Below are 21,663 nucleotides of genomic sequence, written 5' to 3' on the forward strand. Positions count from 1 at the left end.
GCCATTCGGCAGGTTTTGTTATTTATATATTGTTATAAATTTCATTGATATTGATGTTTATTGATCACTGCCATCTTCATACTTTTCTTCTACAACATCGAGAGTATTTTTATCACTAGTATCCGTTTGTTTTTGTGCTTCGAGTTTTTTAATAAGTTTTTCATATTCAATATCGCTGGTAAGCCCTAGCTCTGTGAAAGATTGCTCGCTCCCATTGCTGGAGCCCCAATCTTCTGGAATATCGCCAAATGTAGGCGAAATGCCTTCAGGTGTTGCCGGTTGGATCGGGCGGAACACGTCTTCTGGAAATGGTGCCTCTTCTACTAATGGTCGTGATAGTTCTAAGTCAGAAGACACTTCATGTTCAGCTTTGGATGTATCAGTGATGCTGTCATGATGACTTGCTGCGGGTGATTGTGCCTCAACTTGCTCAGCTGCTCTTATCGCCGTCCCGCTTTCGCCAGAGGTTGAACTTCTTGCCGCTTGATCTAAATAACGTTGGCAGGAGCTTGAATGTGAATATTCTGATAATGTAGTTTGGGAGTAATCGCTAGCATGCCACATTTGTGATGGGCGAAACCCGAGCATGGACTTACTTTCAGCGCCATAAGAGTCAACGTCAGATTTACGGTCGATTGAATCCAGACTTTTTGTTCGCTGGTCACTGCGGATGAATTGTGGGCCAGATATTCGTTCAGATTCTGGATCACTATGATGGAATGACAGATCAGTGGTTATTTTTTCATGGCTAATAATTGCAGGGGGGCGGTCCATCCATGTGTACGCTTTTTCTGTTGTTGTCACTTTAGCTTCAGTTGCACTTTCTGCTGTCAGTGGAGAAGACGTTGTTTTACGTTGTAAGGCCTTGAGTGTATTAAGGGTTTTATCCAACTTTGTTTGAGTGTCGTAATGTTCGCCTGTGAGATGTAACAGTTGTTGACGACTTTCCTCATTTAATGCCTCTTGTTGGCTGAAAAGCGCCTTCATTTCCGACTCTTGCTGTTTCTTTAATTGAATAAGCTCATCTCTTTTTTGGGCTAACTGCTGTTCGTTTTCTTCTGTAGCGGACTCCCTAAATACGAGTTGTGGCAGCAGGGGGAGCTCTCTCATTTGAGGTGGTTGTCGGATAACCTCAGTGTGAAGCATTTCTGCTGGGAGAGTGGGAGCGGTTAGTTCTATGCTTGTTCCGAAAGCTTGCATTTGTACCGGAATCAGCGCGGGCGCCAAGGCATATTCTTCTGATACGCTGGTTTTTGCTTCCTCAGAGACAGACAGGCTAGAAGTCTCCGAGGTTTCGCCAGCTATATCAATTGGCGGCGTAGTCTTAACTTGAGCCTGCAGTTTCTCTTGCTCCTGCACCATTTGGGGCAATGGCTGACTCTTTAGGGCTACCTCTACTTTGGATTCTGACATATCTTTGGTTGTTGGCCGTCGTTGGTCTTTTGCTGCATCCAGGCGGACTTTTCGTTCAGGCTTCCTTAGGATTAGGGTTGCACCTGCTGGGATTTGACTCTTCAGTCTTTCTTGATCTTCATTAGAGGCTTGTTCGGCAGCCTGACTTTCAACAGTTATTGCTGTTTTTACTTGAGTATGATGCTGACCAATCACTGTCTGTTGCTGTTTCTGATTTTGTAGGTGTATGTAAATAAGCTCGCAAATTGCTGGATGCTGTAGCCGGTATTCAGCATCATTGATGATGCGAAAGATACTCTCTCCATCATTGTTTTGCATTGTGAAAATGGTCAATAGCTGAATATGATCAATGTATTCTTTTATCAATATGGCTTGAATAATGTCGAGGTAACCATGTTTGACAGCATGAAAAAGCGCTGTTTCACGATTGTCGTTGATCTTGTGGATATCCGTTTTGTCGAACTCCTGTTCCGAGATCATGAGCGTTGTCACTGTCAGTTTATTGGGTCTATTGCTTTTTCCCATGCATGCGCGTAGAAGAGCATGATTACCCTTGCTGTCAGTCTGATTAACGTCCGCCTGTTTTTTTCTTTTGCCAAGATCCTGGTTCGGTGGTTGGCGTAATAATGTAATGACATCAATAAGATTCATTTCGCTGGCTATCATAAGTGGTGTTATATCGTCAGCGGTTACTGCGAGGTCGGGATTTGCGCCAAGTACCATTAATTGCCGGATAAGCATAAATCTTGATTGATCATCCGTAGCTTCGGCATAGTTTTTAATAGCCCATGTGAGTAATGAGCTGCTTCTATCAGCTGCCATAATGTCAGGATCAATCTTAGTAGCAGACTGTATGAAATAAGCTATAAACTCATTGTCATTACCGTCAAGTGCGAGTTGAAGAGCCTCGTTGAAGTGTGTGCAGCGTGTAGCCAGTAGCATTGCCATTTTTCTAAAGTCAGCGGAACAGCCTTTTTGGCGATGTATTACCAAGCCACGTTCTAAGGACGCTAAAGGTGTTTCCTGTTTGCCTTTTTCCAAGGTTTTACAGACAGAGAAGGCAAGCAATGATTGGCCATTAGTGCTATCAATGTCAGGATCGGCACCATGTTCTAGTAGAAGCTCGACTATTTCATGGGAGCAATCAAAGACATATTGCCCTAAAGCCGTATGATCGGTTCGATCTTGAAGATTAATATCAAGCCCGTGTTTTAAGAACAACTCAAGCAGCATCTCTCTATCTGATGCGTTGTCAATTGTTAGTATCTGCTTTAATGGAGTTTTACTTTTGGTGGAGACAATGTTGGTTGTTGCCTTGGCCGCTAATAATAATTCGATGGTTTTCATTTTTTGGGCTTGAAATTCTTTTAGTGCCATCATTAGTGCCGTCTCTAAGTCATGACTGTATTGATCGACCATGGCTTCATGCTTTAGTAAAAATTCGACAATATCATGGCAGCCGAAATATGAGGCTACCATCAATGCTGTTGTCCCGTTTACACTGTCGAAGATATTAACATCTGGGTGAGCTTTTGAATCATTAAATAATAATTCTATTAATTGGGTTTCCCTATTCCATGTTGCTCTCAGTAATGGTGATTTTGTTTTATCAATTTGGTGGAATTGGTTCGGGTCTGCTCCATGTCTGAGTAGGGTTTTAACATGCTCTTCTTTCTTTTCTTCAATGGCTAAAAGTAAAGGTGTATTGCCCGTGTTACTTGGTTTATTGGAGTTTGCACCATTTTCTAGCAGGAAGGCCAGCGTTTCATGGTCATTGTCGTGGATACAATGCATCACAACGGTGAGTGAAGCGCCAGTCTCGGTATCAGGATTATTGACTCCGCTTGCTTCCATGAGTGCTAGTGCGAGGGTGGTAATATCTTGTGATCCACCTTTGAAATAAGGGCTGGTCAGAAGGTAGTAAAGGGGGTGGTAACCACGAGAATCCGGTGTATGGGAATCAGCCTGCAATTCTATTAGAGCGGTTATCATATTGATTAATCGCGTTATTTCTTTTTGTGCGCTGTCCTTTTTCCAAACTTTCTGATCAGCTAATTCTTTACATGCAGTGCAAAGATGGGTTTCACCTGTTGCAGGGAATGTGTCGGTTCGAAAGTCAACACCCGTCGCTTGGTTTTGAAGAAGTTTTTTGAATGCTTGATGTGTTTTTGAGTAGTCTGTTGTGGTATTTTTCCAGAGAAGAAGGTAAGCATCTTTCTGGAATTTCTCAGGGTCTTTTCTTTTAGCATTCCCTGCTTTGCTTTGTTCATGGGTGAGTGATTTTGATAGGTCAGTATACCTGGATTTTACTTCTACTTGATAAAGACTTTCTCTACTTGATGAGATTGAGCGGGAACGCTGCTTCTTTAATGGGGATAACTTGTTTTCTTTAGACTCTCTGTCGACGCTGACGTCTCTGCTTTGACTTCTACTCCGAAATAGTCTGCTCAATGACCGTAATCTAGAACGACCTCTTCGTGAGCTATCCTCCTCTGATGACTGAATCGACGGATTCTTGGATATGCTAGGCGTTTCCATAAGATTACTCCATGAGATTGTATCAATGTAAAGTCTCTCTTGTTTCTTGATGGGAGATTTATAGTATCTCCTGAAACGATTTCGTTTGGGAGTATGAGTGATTGGAGCGCGAATAAGTTCAAAGTGGTAATGACTATATGGTTATTCGTTTGAAATGGGGAAATCGGTGCGTTGGAAATATTACTCGCGAGTCATGATTTCATCTAATAACGAGGGGACGATAAAGGGAGTCCACTCAATGGGTGCATTCCTTAATGTTGTTGTAAGGGTTAAATGGTTTTCTTTCAGCGTCAAATAGGCAGTGTCAGAATTCATTAACCGCTTATCTTGCCAAAACCATTTTTGTTGTTTTATATCCGAACATGGGCGTACTGATAATGTATTGTTTGTTTCTGCGGTCAGGCAGCGGTTTTTTGCTACCAGTGAATGTAAGCGTTGCTTGCTGTCATGTTGCCAAAATTGGTTCAGTGTAGAGCGGCATTTATAGATATCTACAGCAGCTCCCTCGGCAATGTTTTTTTCAATAACACTTAGGCAAAGCCCGCGAGAACTGTCTTTGTTGGTGATCTCAAGTGTTATCGTCGGGAGTATGCTGAACGCAGAAGCATCCCAGTTGACCCTGAACCATTGATCAATGCTATATGTTTCACCTTTCTGGTCCCAGAGTGAATAATCCTGAAACAGGAATTGGTAACGAATATGACCCGCCAGTGCGACAGGGTGAATAGCACTTGCAAGCTTGAAGCTCGAGGAGCCGCTTTTATTTGCCGGCACTTTAAAGGTTGCAGAAAAGCCGGGCGTAAAATGGCTGTATGCGTTTGCAGAAAAAGCGGCATCGGAAAAAAACCAATCCGTGCAGCTGAGATAGCATTTTTCGTGCTGTCTCCAATCACCACTGTATTTTGAAAATTCTCGATTCCAAACCCAGATGGCGGAGTCGGTTCTGGATGATCTCGACAGGTTGTGTATAACATACTCGTAGTTAAGATAAATAACCGATCGTGAACTGTAATAGGAGCCTGCGGGTATTGTAGCGAAGGTTCTTTTGTTATTCACCGGCCTTTGCTTTTTGTCTTGAGGCCAAAGGTTTCTGTCCCCATGAAGCATTGATAAATCGTATACCGGAATTTGAGGTTCAGCATCTGGTTGTATGTGCTCACCTTCTTCGATAATCGGCATAAGTGGTAACGGCTGATCTGGTGGGCGAAACTCAACCTCCTGGTTTGCGTCATCAGGTAGATCTGGATTTGGCGCTTCAAGCATGGGGGTAAAACCCATGCGTACGGGTAAGCCGACTTTAATGGTGTCTTTTGCTTTGACCTTTGAATGCTTGGGTGAACTGCCGGGGATGCTATGTGTTAGGCGGACATCTTCATCTAAAGCATGAATATCAATACGGTAGTAATCTGCAATAGGGCCAAACCAGGTGGTTCGGTTTGTCCAACTTTGAAACCATGTATGCCGATGAGTCGGTCTATCAACCAGATGCCAGCCTGCCCCACCGCTGGATTCCGGATTCACTGTAAAACGGACATATTTTGCGTCTTCCGCTCCCTGTAAGGATGACGTGGAACGGATAAAATCAATCTGATAATTTAGAGAGAAGCTGGCGCGGTGATCGCAAGCGTCAATCAGTCCTCCTGTCCAGTAGGTTGGTTCTGAATGAGTGCCTTCGAGTTGATTGCCGACCAGGCATGGCAGGTTAATTTCCCGTAACTCAATCTGTACCGTTGTTTCGGGGCGCCATTCCGATGGACTAAAGCGTTGTTGACTGGTTTTGTATTGCTGTTGTCTGGACCAGCGATCATGTAACGCCAATGTTTCATTGACCAGCTTTCCTGCTGTGTCGCTGTTGGGTGGCTCCCTGCCTGCTGATACGATTTGCTTGAATTGAGCGGGCGCAAAAGCTGGCTTGTATATCATGATGACGTGCCCGTACAAACCGATTCCGCCTAATGAGGCACTTATGGCTTGTACTGTTTGTGGTTCACTCTCCGTACCATCAATGAGCAAGATGTCTCCTGCCCACATTCGGTCTTCGATGTCGGAGAGCTGATCCTCCGATACTGGCATCGCGGCATTAAGGTACAACAGAGGTAAAGACGCGCGAGCATGGGCTGCGCTGCTTTTAAGTGATTCAAGTGTGTTTCCAAAATCTGTCATTGGCCCATAGGCGGACAATGGCATTGCTTCGACCAAAAGAGGGGAAGTCACTGCCAGAGCAGTCAGCGCCAGACGAACCGGAAGATAGTTACGATTTGATTGAGAAAGCATCAATGCACAGTTTTTTTCAGCAAGAGAATGCGTTGTTGCGATGGAACATAGTCGTAAATAAGCCATGTTGCATAAAAACTGTTGAGTAAGTGTTTTAATCGGTTATATGACGAGCGGAGGCTACCTTGGCAGGTAAATGTGACAGTTTGATGAAGCGGGCGATGAGAGAACTCATCGCCGAGGGAGGAGGGCGTTAGTGCATCAGGCTTGCTGCCAGTGTCAGCTGTTTTTCCAGGGCGCCACGGTTTTGTTCGACGACCCGCTTCCCTGCCTGTCCTGTGCTTTTTCTTAGAGGTTCATCGTCTAGCAGTGTGATCATAGTATCAGCCAGTTCTTCCGGGTTATTGACCACAGAAAGTGCATTGGCAGCTTTCAGGGTGGTGGCAACATCCGTGAAGTTGAACAGATGAGTGCCGCTGATAACAGGCAAGCCAACGGCCGCAGGCTCCAGCAGATTGTGGCCACCCACTGGTACCAGGCTACCTCCGACAAAGCTGATATCAGAAGCGCTGAAAAGCAGCATCATTTCGCCCATGGTGTCACCCAGGATGACATCGGTTGATACGGTCACCGGTTCATTCGTGCTTCGACGAGCTACTGACAGATTCTGGCTGGTGATCAATGTGTGAACGTCGTTAAAACGTTCGGGATGGCGGGGCACCAGAAGCAGCAGGGTATCCTTGTGGTGTTCTCGAACCTTCCCGAATGCTGAAAGAATTTGCTCTTCTTCACCTTTATGGGTGCTGGCAGCGATAAGAATCTTTGTTGATGCCGGACGTTCGCTTAGCCAGTGTGTGCGAAGCACCTCGGCCTTGTCACTCAGGGTCTTTTCCACATTCAGGTCATATTTCAGTGTACCGGTCACCAGTGTCTGGCAACGGGGGTGCCCCAGCTGGATAAAGCGGTCAGCGTCATCTTTTGCCTGCGCGGCAATAAAGCTTAATTGCTGAAGCATGCCGCGGGTCAAAGGCCCAAGCCTGGCATAACCTCGTGCAGAACGTTCTGACAGTCGAGCGTTCGTCAGGAGGGTGGGAATATGCCGCTTATGGCAGGCGGCAATGGTATTGGGCCAGAGTTCCGTCTCCATGATGATGACCAGCTCAGGAGTGACTCGGTCGAGAAATCGGTTGACTGCACCGGGCAGGTCATAGGGGACATAAACATGAAACACGCTGTCACCATGGATGGCCTTGACCCGGTCTGAGCCGGTAGGTGTCATGGTGGTAACGACAATCCGGTGGTGTGGATAGCGCGCTTTCAGGGCATTCACCAGAGGGGTGGCGGCAATGGTTTCTCCGACGGATACCGAATGCACCCAGATACTTTTCATCGGCGGTTTCGGCGCCTTGAAAAAGCCAAACCGTTCATTCCAGCGCCGGGCATAGGCTGGTGCTTTCCAGGTCCGGTAAAGCAGGCGAAGAATGATCAGTGGTAATAACAGATAATAAACCAGGGTATAAATCAGTCGAGGCATTGCGGCTTGTCACCGGTTTGTCAGCAAATGAGCCATTATCGTGATTTGTCAGTGCTTCTGCCATGGGTTTCTTGGATGACGCCAGTGTTGGCCGGATTGTGTCAATAGACCCGTACTGGCGGGAAGGCTTATACTCCCCCGAACTAACCTGAATTGATGAGTATCATGTCCCACGTCATCGACACTGATGTAGCTATTATCGGTGGCGGAATTGCTGGTTTATGGCTGTTCCGGCGCCTCAACGATATGGGCTACAAGGCCCTTCTCCTGGAAAACGCCACGCTGGGTGGTGGTCAGAGTATCAAATCACAGGGGATTATCCACGGCGGTATTAAGTATGCGCTGTCGGGAAACCTGACCGAGGCATCAGAGTGTATTGCCGGCATGCCGGCCCGCTGGCGCGCCTGCCTGGACGGTGAGGGTGAAATTGATCTGAGTCGAGTACGCATTCTCTCTGATCATCAGTATATGTGGACGCCGGGTGGCCTGGGTTCACGGATGGCAACCTTCTTTGCCAGCAAAGCCCTGCGGGGGCGTGTTGATCCTGTCCCCAAGAGTGAGTTGCCGAAGGTTTTCACCGATCCAGGCTTCAAGGGGAAACTCTACAAACTCAATGAAAGTGTGCTGGATATTGAAACGGTGGTCAGTGAACTGATCGCGGGTCTGGAAGATCGCACACTGAAAGTGGACTGGGGTCAGGACAGCGTGATTCGCTTTGGCGAGAACGGTGACATTACCGCCATTGAATGCACAGCCGGTGGTGAAACCTATGAAATCCATGCCCGCCGTTTTGTCCTTACGGCCGGCGAAGGCACGGGGGATATTCTCCAGCGGTGGGGTGTCACATCGCCTGAAATGCAACTGCGTCCGTTGCATATGGTAATGATGAAGCATAAGCACCCTTATCCGCTTTATGCTCATTGTATCAGCACGGATATTGTGCCGCGCCTGACCGTGACCAGCCATCCGACGGATGATGACCAGTGGGTCTGGTATCTGGGTGGTGATATCGCGGAGTCCGGCGTCAAACGTGACAGTGACGAGCAGATTGCCCGCGCTAAAAAAGAAGTGGAAAAACTGCTGCCCTGGGTTGATTTCTCGGATGCCCAATGGGCAACCCTGCGGGTGAACCGGGCGGAGCCCAAACAGGGCAAGCTGCTGAGGCCCGATGCGGCCTACTGCAAATCGATTGGGAATGGTTTGGTCACCTGGCCGACCAAGCTGGCGCTGGCGCCTAACCTGAGCGATGAAGTGGTTCGGGAGCTTAAGGGCGCGGGTATTGAGCCGTCTGGCAATCAGGCGTTCAGCCTGCCAGAGACACTGCCACGACCAGCCGTTACCGGCCCATTCTGGAGCGGTTATTTTGATTGAGCACCTGAGAAAACCGGTGGCCGACACCGGTGTGACGATTTCACCGGTGGGTTTCGGTACGGTGAAACTGGGGCGTGATCAACAGGTCAAATACCCTGAGGCTTTCAGAATTCCTGATGACCGTGAAGCGGCGAGTCTTCTGGCACAGGCCAGGGATCTCGGTATCAATTTACTGGATACTGCACCGGCTTACGGTTCGAGTGAAGAGCGGCTGGGGCATCTGATTGCTGGCGACCGTGCCTCATGGGTGATCTGCACCAAAGTGGGGGAAGAGTTCGAAAATGGTGAATCCCGTTTCGATTTCACGCCGGAACATCTTCGCTTCAGCATAGAGCGCAGCCTGAAACGGTTGGGGACAGACTATCTGGATATGGTGCTGGTTCATTCCAGTGGCGACGATGTGGATATTATCCGTCGTTACGGCTGCCTTGAAGCGCTTGCTGACTTGAAGCGTGAAGGGCTGGTGCGAGCGTCTGGTATGTCTACCAAGACAGTGGAAGGCGGTATCCTTGCGTTAGAGCAGTCTGACTGTGCCATGGTGACCTGGAACCTCAACGAGCAGGGCGAGCGTGCCGTGCTGGATTATGCCCGGGATCATGGCAAGGCCATCCTGGTGAAGAAAGCACTGGCCAGCGGCCATCTCTGCAGCGATGGTGAGGATCCGGTGCAGACCTGCATGGATTTTGTGTTCTCCCATGCCGGTGTGTCTGCTGCGGTTCTGGGAACCATTAATCCAGACCATTTACGACATAATGTGCATGCCGTGCTGCAGGCGGTGGAGAAGAATGCTGCATGAGTGAAGGAATCATTTTGCGCAGGGAGGCTGCAACAGCATTTTCAACGCGCCAGGTAAAGCTGGTGCTCACTGCGGATGGTTATGATCTAAGGCCTTTTGGTGACCCACTGGCATTTAGTGAAATGGCTGCCATCCGTTCCAGAGGTACAGTGCCACCTGCCTTTCCTGATAGTAATGAGATATCCCTGGCGAATGTCGGCGTTTCAGTTCTGTTGAAAATACAAATCGATGGTAGCGACTATCTAGTATTAGTGGCGCAGGATCGAGGGGGGGCAGGGCAGGTGTTAAAGCCGGTGTCCGGCTATGTCGAAACCTCGGAGCTGGATAACCCGTTTAGTACAGTGCTTCGGGAAATTTCAGAAGAGGTTCTGTTTAAGCAGGGGCCTGGCTATTTCCCGTTTTATTTTGACAGCCAGCCTGTGGGAAATCCTTATGAATTACCCCAGCAGTCAGCGATTATGGAGCTCCAGCCGTCCAGCTGGCTGGCTGGTCAGCAGGGAGAGACGGTTTTTATTAATGGCCAGTCAGTTAGATTACCTGTTCATCTCTATGTTCACTGTCCTACGAATAGCATTCAGTTAGTTTATAGCCTGACGGTTGCACTGGAAGCATGGCCTGAGCAGGGATTTTTTGTGGAAGATGAGAAAGAAGATGGTTTTCTTGTCAGCCGGTTAAGGCCAGAGCGGCGTTTTGTTCTTGCACAGTGTCAGGGTGAAAGGCTGATAGGTTATTTTCAGTTGGTTGATGGAAAACTTACCCGGTTTGATGGGAGTGGCTATCGTTTATCTGAATTTTTCGCGCCCAGGGAAAATCGGCTTTTTGTCACACAGCACGAGGGTGGAACGCTCATATAGTGTGCCGGACGGTAGTTGCATAATGGGTCGATGACAATCACCGACCCATTAATAGGCCTTATCAGGCAGGTTCTTGCTCATTTTCCTTGCGGATTTTCTGAACAATTGCCGTTGTTGAGCAGTTTTCCAGGAAGTCCAGAACAGCAACTTCGCCGCCGTAGGCGGTGACAATGTCCGCACCAACGACTTCGTTGATACCGTAATCGCCGCCTTTTACCAGTACATCAGGCTTCAGTTGTTCCAGCAGGGATTCCGGCGTGTCTTCGTCGAAGGAAACCACCCAGTCGACCGCTTCCAGACCCGCCAGTACCGCCATGCGTCGCTCAACAGGGTTGATCGGACGCCCCTCCCCTTTCAGACGGGTTACCGATTCATCCCCATTAATGGCCAGCACAAGACGGTCACCAAGCTTCCGGGCCTGTTCCAGGTAGCCGACGTGACCGGCATGAATGATGTCAAAGCAGCCGTTGGTAAAGACGATCTGTTCACCATGAGCGCGAGCATCTTCGACCGCGATCAACAGCTGCTCACGCGTCATGGCACCCCGTTCAGAGCCCTGGATGGCATTTACGGCGCGGCGCAGTTCCGGCAGGCTGACGGTGGCAGTGCCCAGCTTAGCCACCACAATGCCGGCGGCAATGTTGGCTAGCGCGGCTGCACGGGGCAGCGGTTCACCACTCGCCAGTGCGGCAGCCAGGGTGGCGATCACGGTGTCGCCTGCACCGGTGACATCAAACACTTCACGGGCGCGGGCCGGCAGGTGCAGTTCTTTTTCATCCGCACGCAGCAGGGTCATGCCATGTTCGCCGCGGGTAATCAGCAGGGCATCCAGCCTCAGCTCTTCGCGCAGCGCCTGGCCTTTGGCAACCAGCTCCTCTTCGGTGGAGCAGCTGCCGACAATCGCCTCGAACTCATGCAGGTTCGGGGTGATCACGGTGGCGCCACGGTAGCGGGTGAAGTCCTGTCCCTTGGGGTCTGCCAGTACGGGAATATTGCGCTTGCGGGCCAGTCGGATCAGTTCCTGGATGTCTTTCAGGGTGCCCTTGCCATAATCCGAAACGATCAGGGCGTCGGCATTGTCCAACAGCGCCGAGAGGCGATCAGGGATGGTGTCCACGTCGACGCCGGTGAACGCTTCCTCAAAATCCAGGCGGATCAGTTGCTGATGCTGGCTGATAACCCGTAGCTTGGTGATGGTCGGTGCATCTTTCAGGCGCACGAAGTCACAGTAGACGCCGGCTGCTTCCAGCCGGGTGGTCAGGGCGTCAGCGGCCTCATCATCGCCGGTGATGCCGAGCAGCCAGGCGGGAGCGCCCAGAGAGGTGACATTCAATGCGACGTTGCCGGCGCCGCCGGGACGGTCATCGCTGCCATTGACCCGGACGACCGGAACCGGCGCCTCGGGGGAAATTCTGCGGGTGGGACCCTGCCAGTAACGGTCCAGCATGACATCGCCGACCACCACAACGCGGGCTTTGTCAAAGCGGGGCAAGCTTGGTTTCATGGGTATCCGGGGTTTCCTGTCTGTCATTTCCGTTCAATGGTTGAGGTCTGTCTCAGGCTTCAACCAGGGTGACGGGTTCATTGTCCAGTGTTTGTTCCGCTTGTTCGCGGAACTGCATGCGATAGAGTCGCGCGTAGGCGCCGCCTTTGGCCAGCAACGCTGTATGGTTGCCGCTTTCCACGATCTGCCCCTTGTCCATGACCAGGATAAGATCTGCATTCTCGATGGTGGACAGACGGTGAGCGATGACCAAGGTGGTGCGACCCTTCATCACTTCATCCAGCGCCGCCTGGATGTGGCGCTCGGACTCGGTATCCAGGGCGGATGTCGCTTCATCCAGAATCAGTACCGGCGCATCCTTCAGGATGGCGCGGGCAATCGCCAGGCGTTGGCGTTGGCCACCAGAGAGCAGTACGCCATTTTCGCCCACCAGGGTATGCAGACCATCCGGCAGGTTGTCCACAAATTCCATGGCATAGGCGGCTTTTGCGGCCAGGCGGATGTCTTCCTCATCCATATCCTGCAGGTCACCGTAGGCGATATTGCGGGCGATGGTGTCATTGAACAGCGTCACCTGCTGGGTCACCAGAGCGATATGACTACGCAGGTTACGCAGGGCGTATTCATCCAGTGGACGGCCGTCCAGCAGGATGTCGCCTTCCGTATGCCCGTAAAAACGGGGTAGCAGGTTGGCAAGGGTCGTCTTGCCGCTGCCGGAGCGGCCAACGAGGGCGACGGTCTGCCCCGGTTCAATGGTGACATTTACATTGGATAATGCAGGTCGGTCAGCGGTCGGGTAGGTGAATCCAAGGTTTCGGAATTCCAGCCGCCCCTCAACACGCTCGGTGGTGAATGTGCCGGTATCCGGTTCAGTGGGTTCATCCACCTGCTCGAAAATGTTCTGGGCAGCGGCAATACCCTTCTGGATATTGGCATTCACTTCACTGAGCTGGCGAATGGGTTTGGGCAGCAGGCCGGCAGCGGTAATAAAGGCGACCAGTTCACTGAACGATGTGTTGATCGCGCCGGAACTTTTCATGTACAGGATGATGTACATGAGTATGGACAACGCAGACAGTACCAGGAACTGCAGGGTAGGGGTGTGGATAGCCGACACCTTGACCAGCTTCAGGCCCTGGCCGGTATTGCGACAGCTGGCGCTTTTAAAGCGTTGCTGCTCGTAGGTTTCGCCACCAAAGCCCCGCACAACACGGTAGCCACTGATGGTTTCAGACGCAATATGGGTGACATCCCCCATGGATGTCTGCAGTTTTTTGCTGAGTTTGCGGAATTTTTTCCCGGTCAACCCAACAACAATCGCAATGATGGGGGCAACGGCAACAAAGACCATGGTCAGGCGCCAGTTGGTCCAGAACAGGAAGCCCAGCAGGGCGATGACCGTCATCCCTTCCCGGAAGACTACTTTGATAGCGTCAGTCGCCGCACCGGTGACCATATTGACGTTATAGATAATACGTGAAATCAGGTGGCCGGAATTGTTGTTGTCAAAATAAGTATTGGGTAGTAGCACCAGTCGGTTAAACAGGGCAATCCGCAGATCGTTGACGATGCCCAGGGACACCTTGGCCAGAAAATAACTGCCAAGGAATGAGCCGATACCGCGGATGATACCGATAGACAGTACGCCGACTGGAACAAACCAGACCAGTGCACTTTTGTCAAAACTGCCCAGCAGGGGCAACATCACCGGATCGTGATCATTCACATCCAGCGCCCGGATAAAATAGTCCACCAGTTTCGGGAACATCGGCTGGCTGGCGGCAAACAGCATATAGCCGAAGATGCTCAGGGCAAAGATATGCCAGTAGGGGCGAACGTAGCCGAGCAGACGCAGGTAAACCCGCAGGCCCCCCTGATCATTTCGGATTGGGTCTGTCATACATCGTGACCTTTTTTCGGTTGCTGCAGACCTTGCCTTGTCAGGATCTGCAGTCAGAAGATATGAAGGTTTTTGCATTGAGCCTGATACAGAATCGGGCAGCACAATCGCGCAATATTAACATAATCTTTCCAAGGTGGTGCCAGTCTAATAGAATTGCCGCCCCTTGGGGTCATAGTTATGGCCAGAAACTGATTGATACAGAGCCCGGAATTTGCATGCGTACGCTGACAGCACAGGAGTACTCCGCCCTAAGGGATGGCGCCCGCGTCATTGAAGCGGATGGATTTGGTGACAAAGTGCTGCTGCTGAACGACGGTTCATTCCTGAAACTGTTCCGGCGCAAGCGGTTACTGTCATCGGCACTGATATTTCCCTATTCGACGCGATTTACCCTTAACGCGGGGTTGCTTGCCGAAAGGGGGATTCCCTCAGTCACGATTATCGATAATTATCGCATCCCCACTATCCGGCGGACGGCGGTGCATTACCAGCCGCTGCCCGGAGAAACGCTGCGTCATCTGCTGAAAGACGCGACGGGTGATTCGTCAGGATTAATGGGACAGCTGGGAACATTCATTGCCAGACTGCATGAGAAAGGCGTCTATTTTCGCTCCCTGCACTTGGGTAATGTGGTGCTGACCCCGGATCATGAACTGGGACTGATTGATATCGCAGATATGAGCTGTGGCCGGTTGTCATTGGGGCCACGGCGTGCATTACGCAACTTTCACCATCTGGCGCGTTCCAAGGTTGATATGGAACTGCTGGATTCTACCCTGAGAAAACGGTTGATTGAGGCCTACGGTGAGGCCTCTGGCCGGTCGGATGATTTTCAGGCGGCGCTAGGGAAAGTGCTGCAGGTCTGACCGATGAACAGGTGATTAACCGGTCAGATATAACAAAACAGACTATTTTTTTGAGAGCTTGAGGCATCATTGTGATTGAGAAGCTGAGAAATATCGCGATTATCGCGCACGTTGACCACGGCAAGACAACCCTGGTCGACAAACTGCTGCAGCAGTCCGGCACCCTGGGTCGGAAGGATCAGGATGCCGAACGCATCATGGATTCCAACGACCAGGAACGGGAACGCGGCATCACTATCCTGGCCAAGAATACGGCGATCAACTGGCAGGATTACCATATCAATATTGTGGATACTCCAGGACACGCCGACTTCGGTGGTGAAGTCGAGCGGGTACTGTCCATGGTGGATTCCGTCCTGCTGCTGGTGGATGCCGTCGATGGCCCCATGCCGCAGACCCGCTTTGTGACCCAGAAAGCCTTTGAACAGGGCCTGAGCCCGATTGTTGTTATCAACAAGGTGGATCGTCCCGGCGCGCGTCCTGACTGGGTCATGGATCAGGTGTTTGACCTGTTCGACCGTCTGGGCGCTACCGATGAGCAGCTGGACTTCCCGGTGATTTATGCATCAGCACTGAACGGTATTGCTGGCAATGATCCGGACGAGATGGCTGAGGATATGACGCCATTGTTCGAAATGATTGTGGACAAGGTACCGGCACCTGATGTTAATCGGGATGGACCGTTCCAGATGCAGATCAGTGCGCTGGATTACAATAGCTATGTCGGCATTATCGGTATCGGTCGTGTCAGTCGCGGTGTCGTGGGTACCAATACACCGGTACGCCTGATTGAGCGCGACGGAAAGGCGCGTAACGCTCGTATTCTGAAAGTCATGGGGCACTTGGGGCTGGAGCGGGTTGATGTAGAGCAGGCCCGTGCCGGTGATATTATCTGCATCACCGGTATCGATAACCTGAATATTTCCGATACCCTGTGCGACCCTGATCATCCTGACCAGATGACGCCGCTGACGGTTGATGAGCCTACCGTCAGCATGACCTTCCAGGTGAATGATTCGCCATTTGCCGGTCAGGAAGGCAAGTTCGTCACATCACGCAATATCAAGGATCGTCTTGAGCGTGAACTACTGCACAACGTGGCGCTGCGTGTGGAGCAGGGCTCTGATGCAGACAAGTTTGTCGTGTCTGGTCGAGGCGAACTACACCTGTCGGTTCTGATTGAGACTATGCGCCGTGAAGGCTATGAAATGGGTGTGTCCCGCCCTGAAGTCGTGATCAGGGATATTGATGGTGTTGCCCATGAGCCTTTCGAACAGGTTGTAATCGATGTGGAAGACCAGCACCAGGGCTCCGTCATGGAAGAAATGGGGCTGCGTAAGGCTGAGCTGAAAAACATGGTGCCGGACGGTAAGGGTCGTACCCGCCTGGACTTCATCATGCCAGCCCGTGGCTTGATCGGTTTCCGTTCCCAGTTCATGACCATGACCTCTGGCAGCGGTATCCTGACCCACATCTTTGACCACTATGGTCCGGTCAAGGATGGCAAGGTTGCGCACCGTAAGAATGGTGTACTGGTTTCCATGGTTAAGGGTAAGGCACTGGGTTACGCGCTGTGGAACCTGCAGGAGCGTGGTCGTCTGTTCATTGGTCCGAACGTTGAGGTCTATGAAGGCCAGATCATTGGTCTGCACAGCCGTGAAAACGATCTGACGGTGAACCCGACCAAGGCCAAGCAGCTGACCAACGTGCGGGCATCCGGTACCGATGAAAACATCATGCTGACACCGCATATCCGTCATACGCTGGAGCAGGCGCTCGAGTTCATTGATGATGATGAGCTGGTTGAAGTCACACCGGAATCCATCCGTTTGCGTAAGAAGAAACTGACAGAAGTAGAACGTCGTCGTTCTTCCAAGAAATAAGGGAATAGTCAGTCTGTCCTCTTTTTGATTTACCGCACGGATTAAGCGTGCGGTAATGACAGGATGTCTCTATGGACTGACAGCGAGTGAGAGCGCTTTCTGTCAGTCTGTAGCGGAGCAAAGGCCGTGTTTTTGCTGGCTTTATTCCCACTCTGAATAGGGTTAATGTTAGACACTGGTACTTTTAATCTGGCTGTTATGATCATTGTTCAGTGAGCTGACAGTTGCCTGTGTCATGACAAAGGATATCCGATGCTGACGCTTTATCCGGCCATTAAACCCTACGCCCGTCATATCCTGCCGGTTTCCGGTCATCATGAATTGTATCTTGAAGAGAGCGGTAACCCGGAGGGGATTCCGGTGCTCTACCTGCATGGTGGTCCCGGCGGTTCCTGCGACAAACATACCCGACGTTTCTTTGATCCCTATCTCTACCGCGTTATTGCGTTTGATCAGCGCGGCTGCGGTCGTTCCCGCCCCTATGGCGAACTGGAAAACAATACTACGGCGCATTTACTCGAGGATATGGAAGCCATTCGCGCCTTCCTGAAGATCGACAAATGGATGTTGTTTGGCGGTTCCTGGGGCTCAACACTGGCGCTGTTATATGCTATTCAGCATCCCGAAACAGTGCTGGCCATGGTGCTACGTGGTGTCTGGCTGGCCCGTGAGCGGGATATCAGCTGGCTTTACCGGGAAGGCGCTAACCGGGTATTCCCAGACTATTGGCAAACCTTCTCCCAACCCATTCCGGAGGCGGAACGCGGCGATATGCTCGGTGCTTTCCATGCACGGCTGACGGGTGCGGATGAACTGGCCAGGATGGCAGCTGCCAAGGCCTGGTGTCTCTGGGAAGGGCACTGCGCTACCCTGCGCCCGAGCCAAGAAGTGCTGGATGGTTTTTCTGATCCTCATCGTGCTCTTGCCATGGCGCGTATTGCTGCCCACTACATGATCAATAAGGCGTTTATTCGGGAAAATGAAGTGATTGAGCAGTGTCAGGCCATTGCAAATATTCCTGGCATTATTGTCCATGGACGTTACGACATGGTGTGCCCGCTAGAGAATGCGCAGACCTTGCAGCAGTACTGGCTGGAAGCCGAGCTGCATATTGTGCGTGATGCCGGACACTCCGCGAAGGAAGCCGGTATTCGTGACGCCCTGGTCAGGGCTACCGATGAAATGGGCAAACGCTTCAGTAAAGAGTTTGGTCTGGATAAAACCTCTTGATATAAGGCGGTTATGAAAGGGTTGATTCAGCGTGTCAGTCACGCGAGCGTGGTTGTTGAGGGTGAAACAGTGGGAGCAATAGATTCAGGATTGCTGCTGCTTTTAGGGGTAGAAAAAAACGACGATGAGCAGAAAGCGGACAAGTTGCTGGATCGTATTCTGCGCTACCGGGTTTTTTCTGACGACAATGGCAAGATGAACCTGAGCCTGGCCGATACGGGCGGCGGGTTGTTGATTGTCTCCCAGTTCACTCTGGTTGCCGATACCCGTAAAGGGTTGCGCCCCAGTTTCAGTTCGGGGGCAACACCGGAGAGGGGGAAAGCGCTATATGATCATTTTGTTACGTCTGCCAGTGAGCGGCACCCTGACGTTGCCACTGGTATCTTCGGTGCTGATATGAAAGTCAGTTTGCTGAATGACGGACCGGTAACTTTTATGCTGGATGTTTAGTGAGTAGATACCTGGAGTCAAGGGCAATACCCTTGACTCCAGGTATTCCCGCGGTCATAACCAACCACCTGAAAATATTGAACTTTCAAGCATAGATGTTGACGGGTCCTTTCAATTTGTCCATTCCCCTCTAAGTGCTACCATGGTGCGTAAAAAGCTTTACCGTGATCTTTCATGGTGCGCACTGTTGGGAAGAAGTCGCTGTTTCCTTGCTTTTTTGTGCCCCATTTTATGGCGTGTATGTTGCTAGAAGTGGACGGTAAAGTAACAGGAGTGGGGTACAGAATATGTTGAATAAGAACAGGTTGTTTGCAGTGTTTTCCATAGTACTGCTTCTGGCTTCAGTGCCTGTGGAGGCGGTTTTGACTGATGCTGAGGCGGTAAACATATCTGGCCGGCAGCGCATGCTATCGCAACGCATAGCAAAGAATTACCTGATGCTGGGCGCTGGAGTTAATATTGAAGTAGCACAGAAGCAGCTTGATGCCAGCATAGCCGAGTTTGAACAGCAGTTTCTTGACTTGGTAGATTATGCACCGACTCAAGGCATTCAGGATGGGCTTGGGCAGGTTGAGGAAATATGGCAGCTCTATCGGTTACAGGTGCTGGCGGTACCTGCTAAAAATGATGCCGCCAGGGTGTTGCGACAAAGTGATGAGCTGCTGACCTTATCAAACGATCTGGTCTCTAGGATTGAGACGCATGTTGGTGGTAATAGCGCCAGATTGATTAATTTGTCAGGTCGGCAGCGTATGCTCTCCCAGCGAATTGCCGCTCATTACATGGCTCTGGCCTGGGGGGTGGATTCGCAGGGGATTCATGACGATCTTCATCAGGCAGTAGATCAGTTTGATGAATCTCTGAAGTCTCTGCAGGCAGCCCCGGAAAATTCAACTGAGATCCAGAAAAAACTGTCGAGAGTGGAGGCTCAATGGCGATTCTCCAAGGCTGGCTTCAGTGGAGAGAGTGAGGGTCGCTATGTGCCTACGGTGATATCGGTGACAACAGAGTCCATCCTGCGCAAGATGGACGAACTCACAGCTGATTATGAAATGCTCATGGCGGCTCCATAGCTGATAGATGTCGGTCTGTACATAAAAACGGCAGCGAGTGCTGCCGTTTTTAATGCGAGTGGCAATTACAATTACATCTGTTCGACTGTGTTGATACCCAGAAGTCCTAGTCCCTGTTTCAGAACTCGGGCTGTCAGTGCACAAAGCTGCAGTCTGCTGTTCCGTACGTCTTCAGCGACACCTGCCTTGTTGACCGGGCAAGCTTCGTAGAATTTCATGAAGGCGCCAGCCAGATCGTACAGGTAAGCGCACATGAAATGTGGCATGCCTTCACGAACGACAGTGTCGATGGTTTCGCTGAACTGCATGACCTTCATGGCCAGAGCACGTTCTTCGGCTTCGGTCAGGGCGATGTGCCCAGTCAGGTCAGATTCATTCACCTCAGCCTTGCGGAAGATGCTACGAATCCGGGTGTAGGCGTACATCATATAGGGAGCCGTGTTGCCCTCGAAGGACAGCATGTTGTCCCAGTCGAAGATGTAGTCGCTGGTCCGGTTCTTGGACAGGTCGGAATATTTGACCGCACCCATCGCGACAGCTTTGATGACCTCAACCTTCTGCTCTTCGCTCAGGTCGGCCCCTTTCTGGGCGATCAGGCGCGCTGCCCGTTCTTCGGCTTCATCCAGCAGTTGGGACAGTTTTACTACGCCGCCACTTCTGGTCTTGAACGGTTTGCCATCTTTCCCCAGCATGACGCCGAAAGCGTGGTGTTCCAGCGGAACGGATTCCGGCACATAACCCGCCTTGCGTACAATCGTCCAGGCCTGCTGCAGGTGCTGGGCCTGGCGGGCGTCGATGTAATACAGCACCCGGTTGGCGTTCAGGGTTTCGTAGCGGTACTTGGCACAGGCGATGTCGGTCGTGGTGTAGAGGAAGCCACCGTCTTTCTTCTGGACGATAACGCCCATGGGGTCGCCGTCCTTGTTTTTGAATTCGTCCAGATGGACGACTTTGGCTCCCTGATCTTCTACCGCCAGCCCTTTGGCTTCCAGATCCTGGATGATGCCGGGCAGCATGTCGTTGTACATGCTTTCGCCCATGGCGTCTTCACGGGTCAGGGTGACATTCAGGCGGTCGTAGTTACGCTGGTTCTGTTCCAGAGTGACATCAACCAGTTTCTGCCACATATCCAGACACCACTCGTCGCCGCCCTGCAGCTTGACGACATAGTTACGGGCGCGTACAGCGAATTCCGGGTTGCTGTCATAATGCTTTTTGGATTCCCGGTAGAATTCTTCCAGGTCGGCCAGTTCGGCGGACATGACTTCCGGATTTTCTTTCTGCAGCTCTTCCAGATGGGCAATCAGCATGCCGAACTGGGTACCCCAGTCGCCGATATGGTTGGCGCGAATTACTTTATTGCCAAGGAATTCCAGGGTGCGCACAACCGCATCACCGATGATGGTGGAGCGCAGGTGGCCAACGTGCATTTCCTTGGCAACGTTAGGGGCGGAGTAGTCCACAACAATGGTTTGTTTTTCTGCGGTTTCCTCGACACCGGCGCGAGGATCCTTGCTGTAGCTGTCCAGTTCGGCAGTCAGCCAGTCAGCATTGATGAACAGGTTGATAAAGCCGGGGCCGGCGATTTCAGCCTTTGCGATGATGCTACCTAGTTCCAGTTTGTCCACGACCTGCTGCGCCAGTTCACGGGGATTCATGCCCATTTTCTTGGCGGCAGGCATGATTCCGTTGGCCTGGTAATCGCCGAACTGGGCGCGGGCGCTGGTGCGGACCATGGCATTGCTGCCTTCCGGGGCGCCGGCCGCGATCAGGGCCTGGGTGAGCTGGTGTTCGAGTACTTTAAGCACGTTCATGAACGGATCCTTAAACCTTGGTCAGGGTCTGGGTTATATAAACAACGTAGTGTAGAGACAAGCGGTCAGGCAGGACAGAGCACAAGATGGGCGCCTGTACTGCTTAAATTCGGCGGTAGCGTCGTCGGAGAGCGGGGAGAAAATAGAAACGTGCAATAATACCCGCGTCAGAGACGTGGTCTTCAGTCGGTAAGTCGTGAGAAGTGTCTATTATCGTAGC

The 21,663-nt window shown here is 51.2% G+C and carries 14 protein-coding genes; 8 read left to right on the forward strand and 6 right to left on the reverse strand.

The features are described from left to right. Nucleotides 1–57: 57 nt before the first annotated feature. The 3 genes from KHS78_RS06470 to waaA all read right to left on the reverse strand — a co-directional run bounded on the left by KHS78_RS06470 (nt 58) and on the right by waaA (nt 7,699). Nucleotides 58–3,864 carry an ankyrin repeat domain-containing protein gene (locus KHS78_RS06470; RefSeq protein ID WP_211826354.1) on the reverse strand — a complete coding sequence of 1,269 codons (3,807 nt, stop codon included), beginning with the start codon at nt 3,862–3,864 and terminating at the stop codon, nt 58–60. Nucleotides 3,865–4,131: 267 nt separating this feature from the next. Further along, the gene (locus tag KHS78_RS06475; RefSeq protein ID WP_211826356.1) at nt 4,132–6,291 is read right to left on the reverse strand and encodes an RICIN domain-containing protein; all 2,160 of its coding nucleotides are present in this window, start codon (nt 6,289–6,291) and stop codon (nt 4,132–4,134) included. Nucleotides 6,292–6,418: 127 nt separating this feature from the next. Beyond that, entirely contained in the window at nt 6,419–7,699 is a 1,281-nt protein-coding gene (gene waaA, locus KHS78_RS06480; RefSeq protein WP_211826358.1) for a lipid IV(A) 3-deoxy-D-manno-octulosonic acid transferase, read from the reverse strand. Nucleotides 7,700–7,864: 165 nt separating this feature from the next. On the opposite strand from waaA, the gene KHS78_RS22255 reads away from it, so the two are divergent. From KHS78_RS22255 to KHS78_RS06490, 3 genes are read left to right on the forward strand one after another with little or no spacing between them, the layout of a single operon-like run. Further along, nucleotides 7,865–9,070, forward strand: coding sequence for an FAD-dependent oxidoreductase (locus KHS78_RS22255; protein WP_246506180.1), 1,206 nt, complete (start codon nt 7,865–7,867; stop codon nt 9,068–9,070). After that, a complete protein-coding gene (locus KHS78_RS06485; protein ID WP_425513963.1) occupies nt 9,066–9,866 on the forward strand; it encodes an aldo/keto reductase in 801 nt (266 codons plus the stop codon). Before KHS78_RS22255 ends, KHS78_RS06485 begins: the two co-directional genes overlap by 5 nt. Next, on the forward strand, nt 9,863–10,720 hold the full coding sequence (locus KHS78_RS06490) for an NUDIX hydrolase (protein WP_211826368.1): 858 nt from the start codon (nt 9,863–9,865) through the stop codon (nt 10,718–10,720). The genes KHS78_RS06485 and KHS78_RS06490 overlap by 4 nt, the downstream gene beginning before the upstream one ends. A gap of 61 nt (nt 10,721–10,781) precedes the next feature. Here KHS78_RS06490 and hldE read toward each other — a convergent pair whose 3' ends face one another. Together hldE and msbA are read right to left on the reverse strand one after the other, a co-directional pair. Then, nucleotides 10,782–12,224, reverse strand: a complete 1,443-nt coding sequence (gene hldE, locus KHS78_RS06495; protein ID WP_211826370.1) for a bifunctional D-glycero-beta-D-manno-heptose-7-phosphate kinase/D-glycero-beta-D-manno-heptose 1-phosphate adenylyltransferase HldE — start codon at nt 12,222–12,224, stop codon at nt 10,782–10,784. A gap of 52 nt (nt 12,225–12,276) precedes the next feature. Continuing rightward, nucleotides 12,277–14,124, reverse strand: a complete 1,848-nt coding sequence (gene msbA / locus KHS78_RS06500) for a lipid A export permease/ATP-binding protein MsbA (RefSeq protein ID WP_211826372.1) — start codon at nt 14,122–14,124, stop codon at nt 12,277–12,279. Between the two features lie 218 nt (nt 14,125–14,342). On the opposite strand from msbA, the gene KHS78_RS06505 reads away from it, so the two are divergent. From KHS78_RS06505 to KHS78_RS06525, 5 genes are all read left to right on the forward strand, one after another. Next, nucleotides 14,343–14,993, forward strand: a complete 651-nt coding sequence (locus KHS78_RS06505) for a BUD32 family EKC/KEOPS complex subunit (RefSeq protein WP_211826374.1) — start codon at nt 14,343–14,345, stop codon at nt 14,991–14,993. A 71-nt stretch (nt 14,994–15,064) separates the two neighbouring features. Continuing rightward, a complete protein-coding gene (gene typA / locus KHS78_RS06510) occupies nt 15,065–16,876 on the forward strand; it encodes a translational GTPase TypA (protein ID WP_211826382.1) in 1,812 nt (603 codons plus the stop codon). Between the two features lie 252 nt (nt 16,877–17,128). Further along, nucleotides 17,129–18,106: a prolyl aminopeptidase gene (gene pip, locus KHS78_RS06515; protein ID WP_211826384.1), complete on the forward strand. Its 978-nt coding sequence runs from the start codon at nt 17,129–17,131 to the stop codon at nt 18,104–18,106. 12 nt (nt 18,107–18,118) lie between these two features. Beyond that, the gene (gene dtd, locus KHS78_RS06520; RefSeq protein ID WP_211826392.1) at nt 18,119–18,556 is read left to right on the forward strand and encodes a D-aminoacyl-tRNA deacylase; all 438 of its coding nucleotides are present in this window, start codon (nt 18,119–18,121) and stop codon (nt 18,554–18,556) included. Nucleotides 18,557–18,843: 287 nt separating this feature from the next. After that, nucleotides 18,844–19,629 carry a type IV pili methyl-accepting chemotaxis transducer N-terminal domain-containing protein gene (locus tag KHS78_RS06525; RefSeq protein ID WP_211826394.1) on the forward strand — a complete coding sequence of 262 codons (786 nt, stop codon included), beginning with the start codon at nt 18,844–18,846 and terminating at the stop codon, nt 19,627–19,629. Nucleotides 19,630–19,700: 71 nt separating this feature from the next. On the opposite strand, the gene argS is transcribed toward KHS78_RS06525, so the two are convergent. Beyond that, the gene (gene argS / locus KHS78_RS06530) at nt 19,701–21,443 is read right to left on the reverse strand and encodes an arginine--tRNA ligase (RefSeq protein ID WP_211826396.1); all 1,743 of its coding nucleotides are present in this window, start codon (nt 21,441–21,443) and stop codon (nt 19,701–19,703) included. Between the last annotated feature and the right edge of the window lie 220 nt (nt 21,444–21,663).

Origin of the sequence: Kistimonas asteriae (assembly GCF_018263925.1) — a bacterium.
In the GTDB taxonomy this organism is placed as follows: domain Bacteria; phylum Pseudomonadota; class Gammaproteobacteria; order Pseudomonadales; family Endozoicomonadaceae; genus Kistimonas; species Kistimonas asteriae.

What these genes read in the sequence shown, in the direction of transcription:
- KHS78_RS06475 (WP_211826356.1), bottom strand. Translation starts at nt 6,291, where the DNA reads ATGGCTTATTTACGACTATGTTCCATCGCAACAACGCATTCTCTTGCT.
- waaA (WP_211826358.1), bottom strand. Translation starts at nt 7,699, where the DNA reads ATGCCTCGACTGATTTATACCCTGGTTTATTATCTGTTATTACCACTG.
- KHS78_RS22255 (WP_246506180.1), top strand. Translation starts at nt 7,865, where the DNA reads ATGTCCCACGTCATCGACACTGATGTAGCTATTATCGGTGGCGGAATT.
- KHS78_RS06490 (WP_211826368.1), top strand. Translation starts at nt 9,863, where the DNA reads ATGAGTGAAGGAATCATTTTGCGCAGGGAGGCTGCAACAGCATTTTCA.
- hldE (WP_211826370.1), bottom strand. Translation starts at nt 12,224, where the DNA reads ATGAAACCAAGCTTGCCCCGCTTTGACAAAGCCCGCGTTGTGGTGGTC.
- msbA (WP_211826372.1), bottom strand. Translation starts at nt 14,124, where the DNA reads ATGACAGACCCAATCCGAAATGATCAGGGGGGCCTGCGGGTTTACCTG.
- KHS78_RS06505 (WP_211826374.1), top strand. Translation starts at nt 14,343, where the DNA reads ATGCGTACGCTGACAGCACAGGAGTACTCCGCCCTAAGGGATGGCGCC.
- pip (WP_211826384.1), top strand. Translation starts at nt 17,129, where the DNA reads ATGCTGACGCTTTATCCGGCCATTAAACCCTACGCCCGTCATATCCTG.
- dtd (WP_211826392.1), top strand. Translation starts at nt 18,119, where the DNA reads ATGAAAGGGTTGATTCAGCGTGTCAGTCACGCGAGCGTGGTTGTTGAG.
- KHS78_RS06525 (WP_211826394.1), top strand. Translation starts at nt 18,844, where the DNA reads ATGTTGAATAAGAACAGGTTGTTTGCAGTGTTTTCCATAGTACTGCTT.
- argS (WP_211826396.1), bottom strand. Translation starts at nt 21,443, where the DNA reads ATGAACGTGCTTAAAGTACTCGAACACCAGCTCACCCAGGCCCTGATC.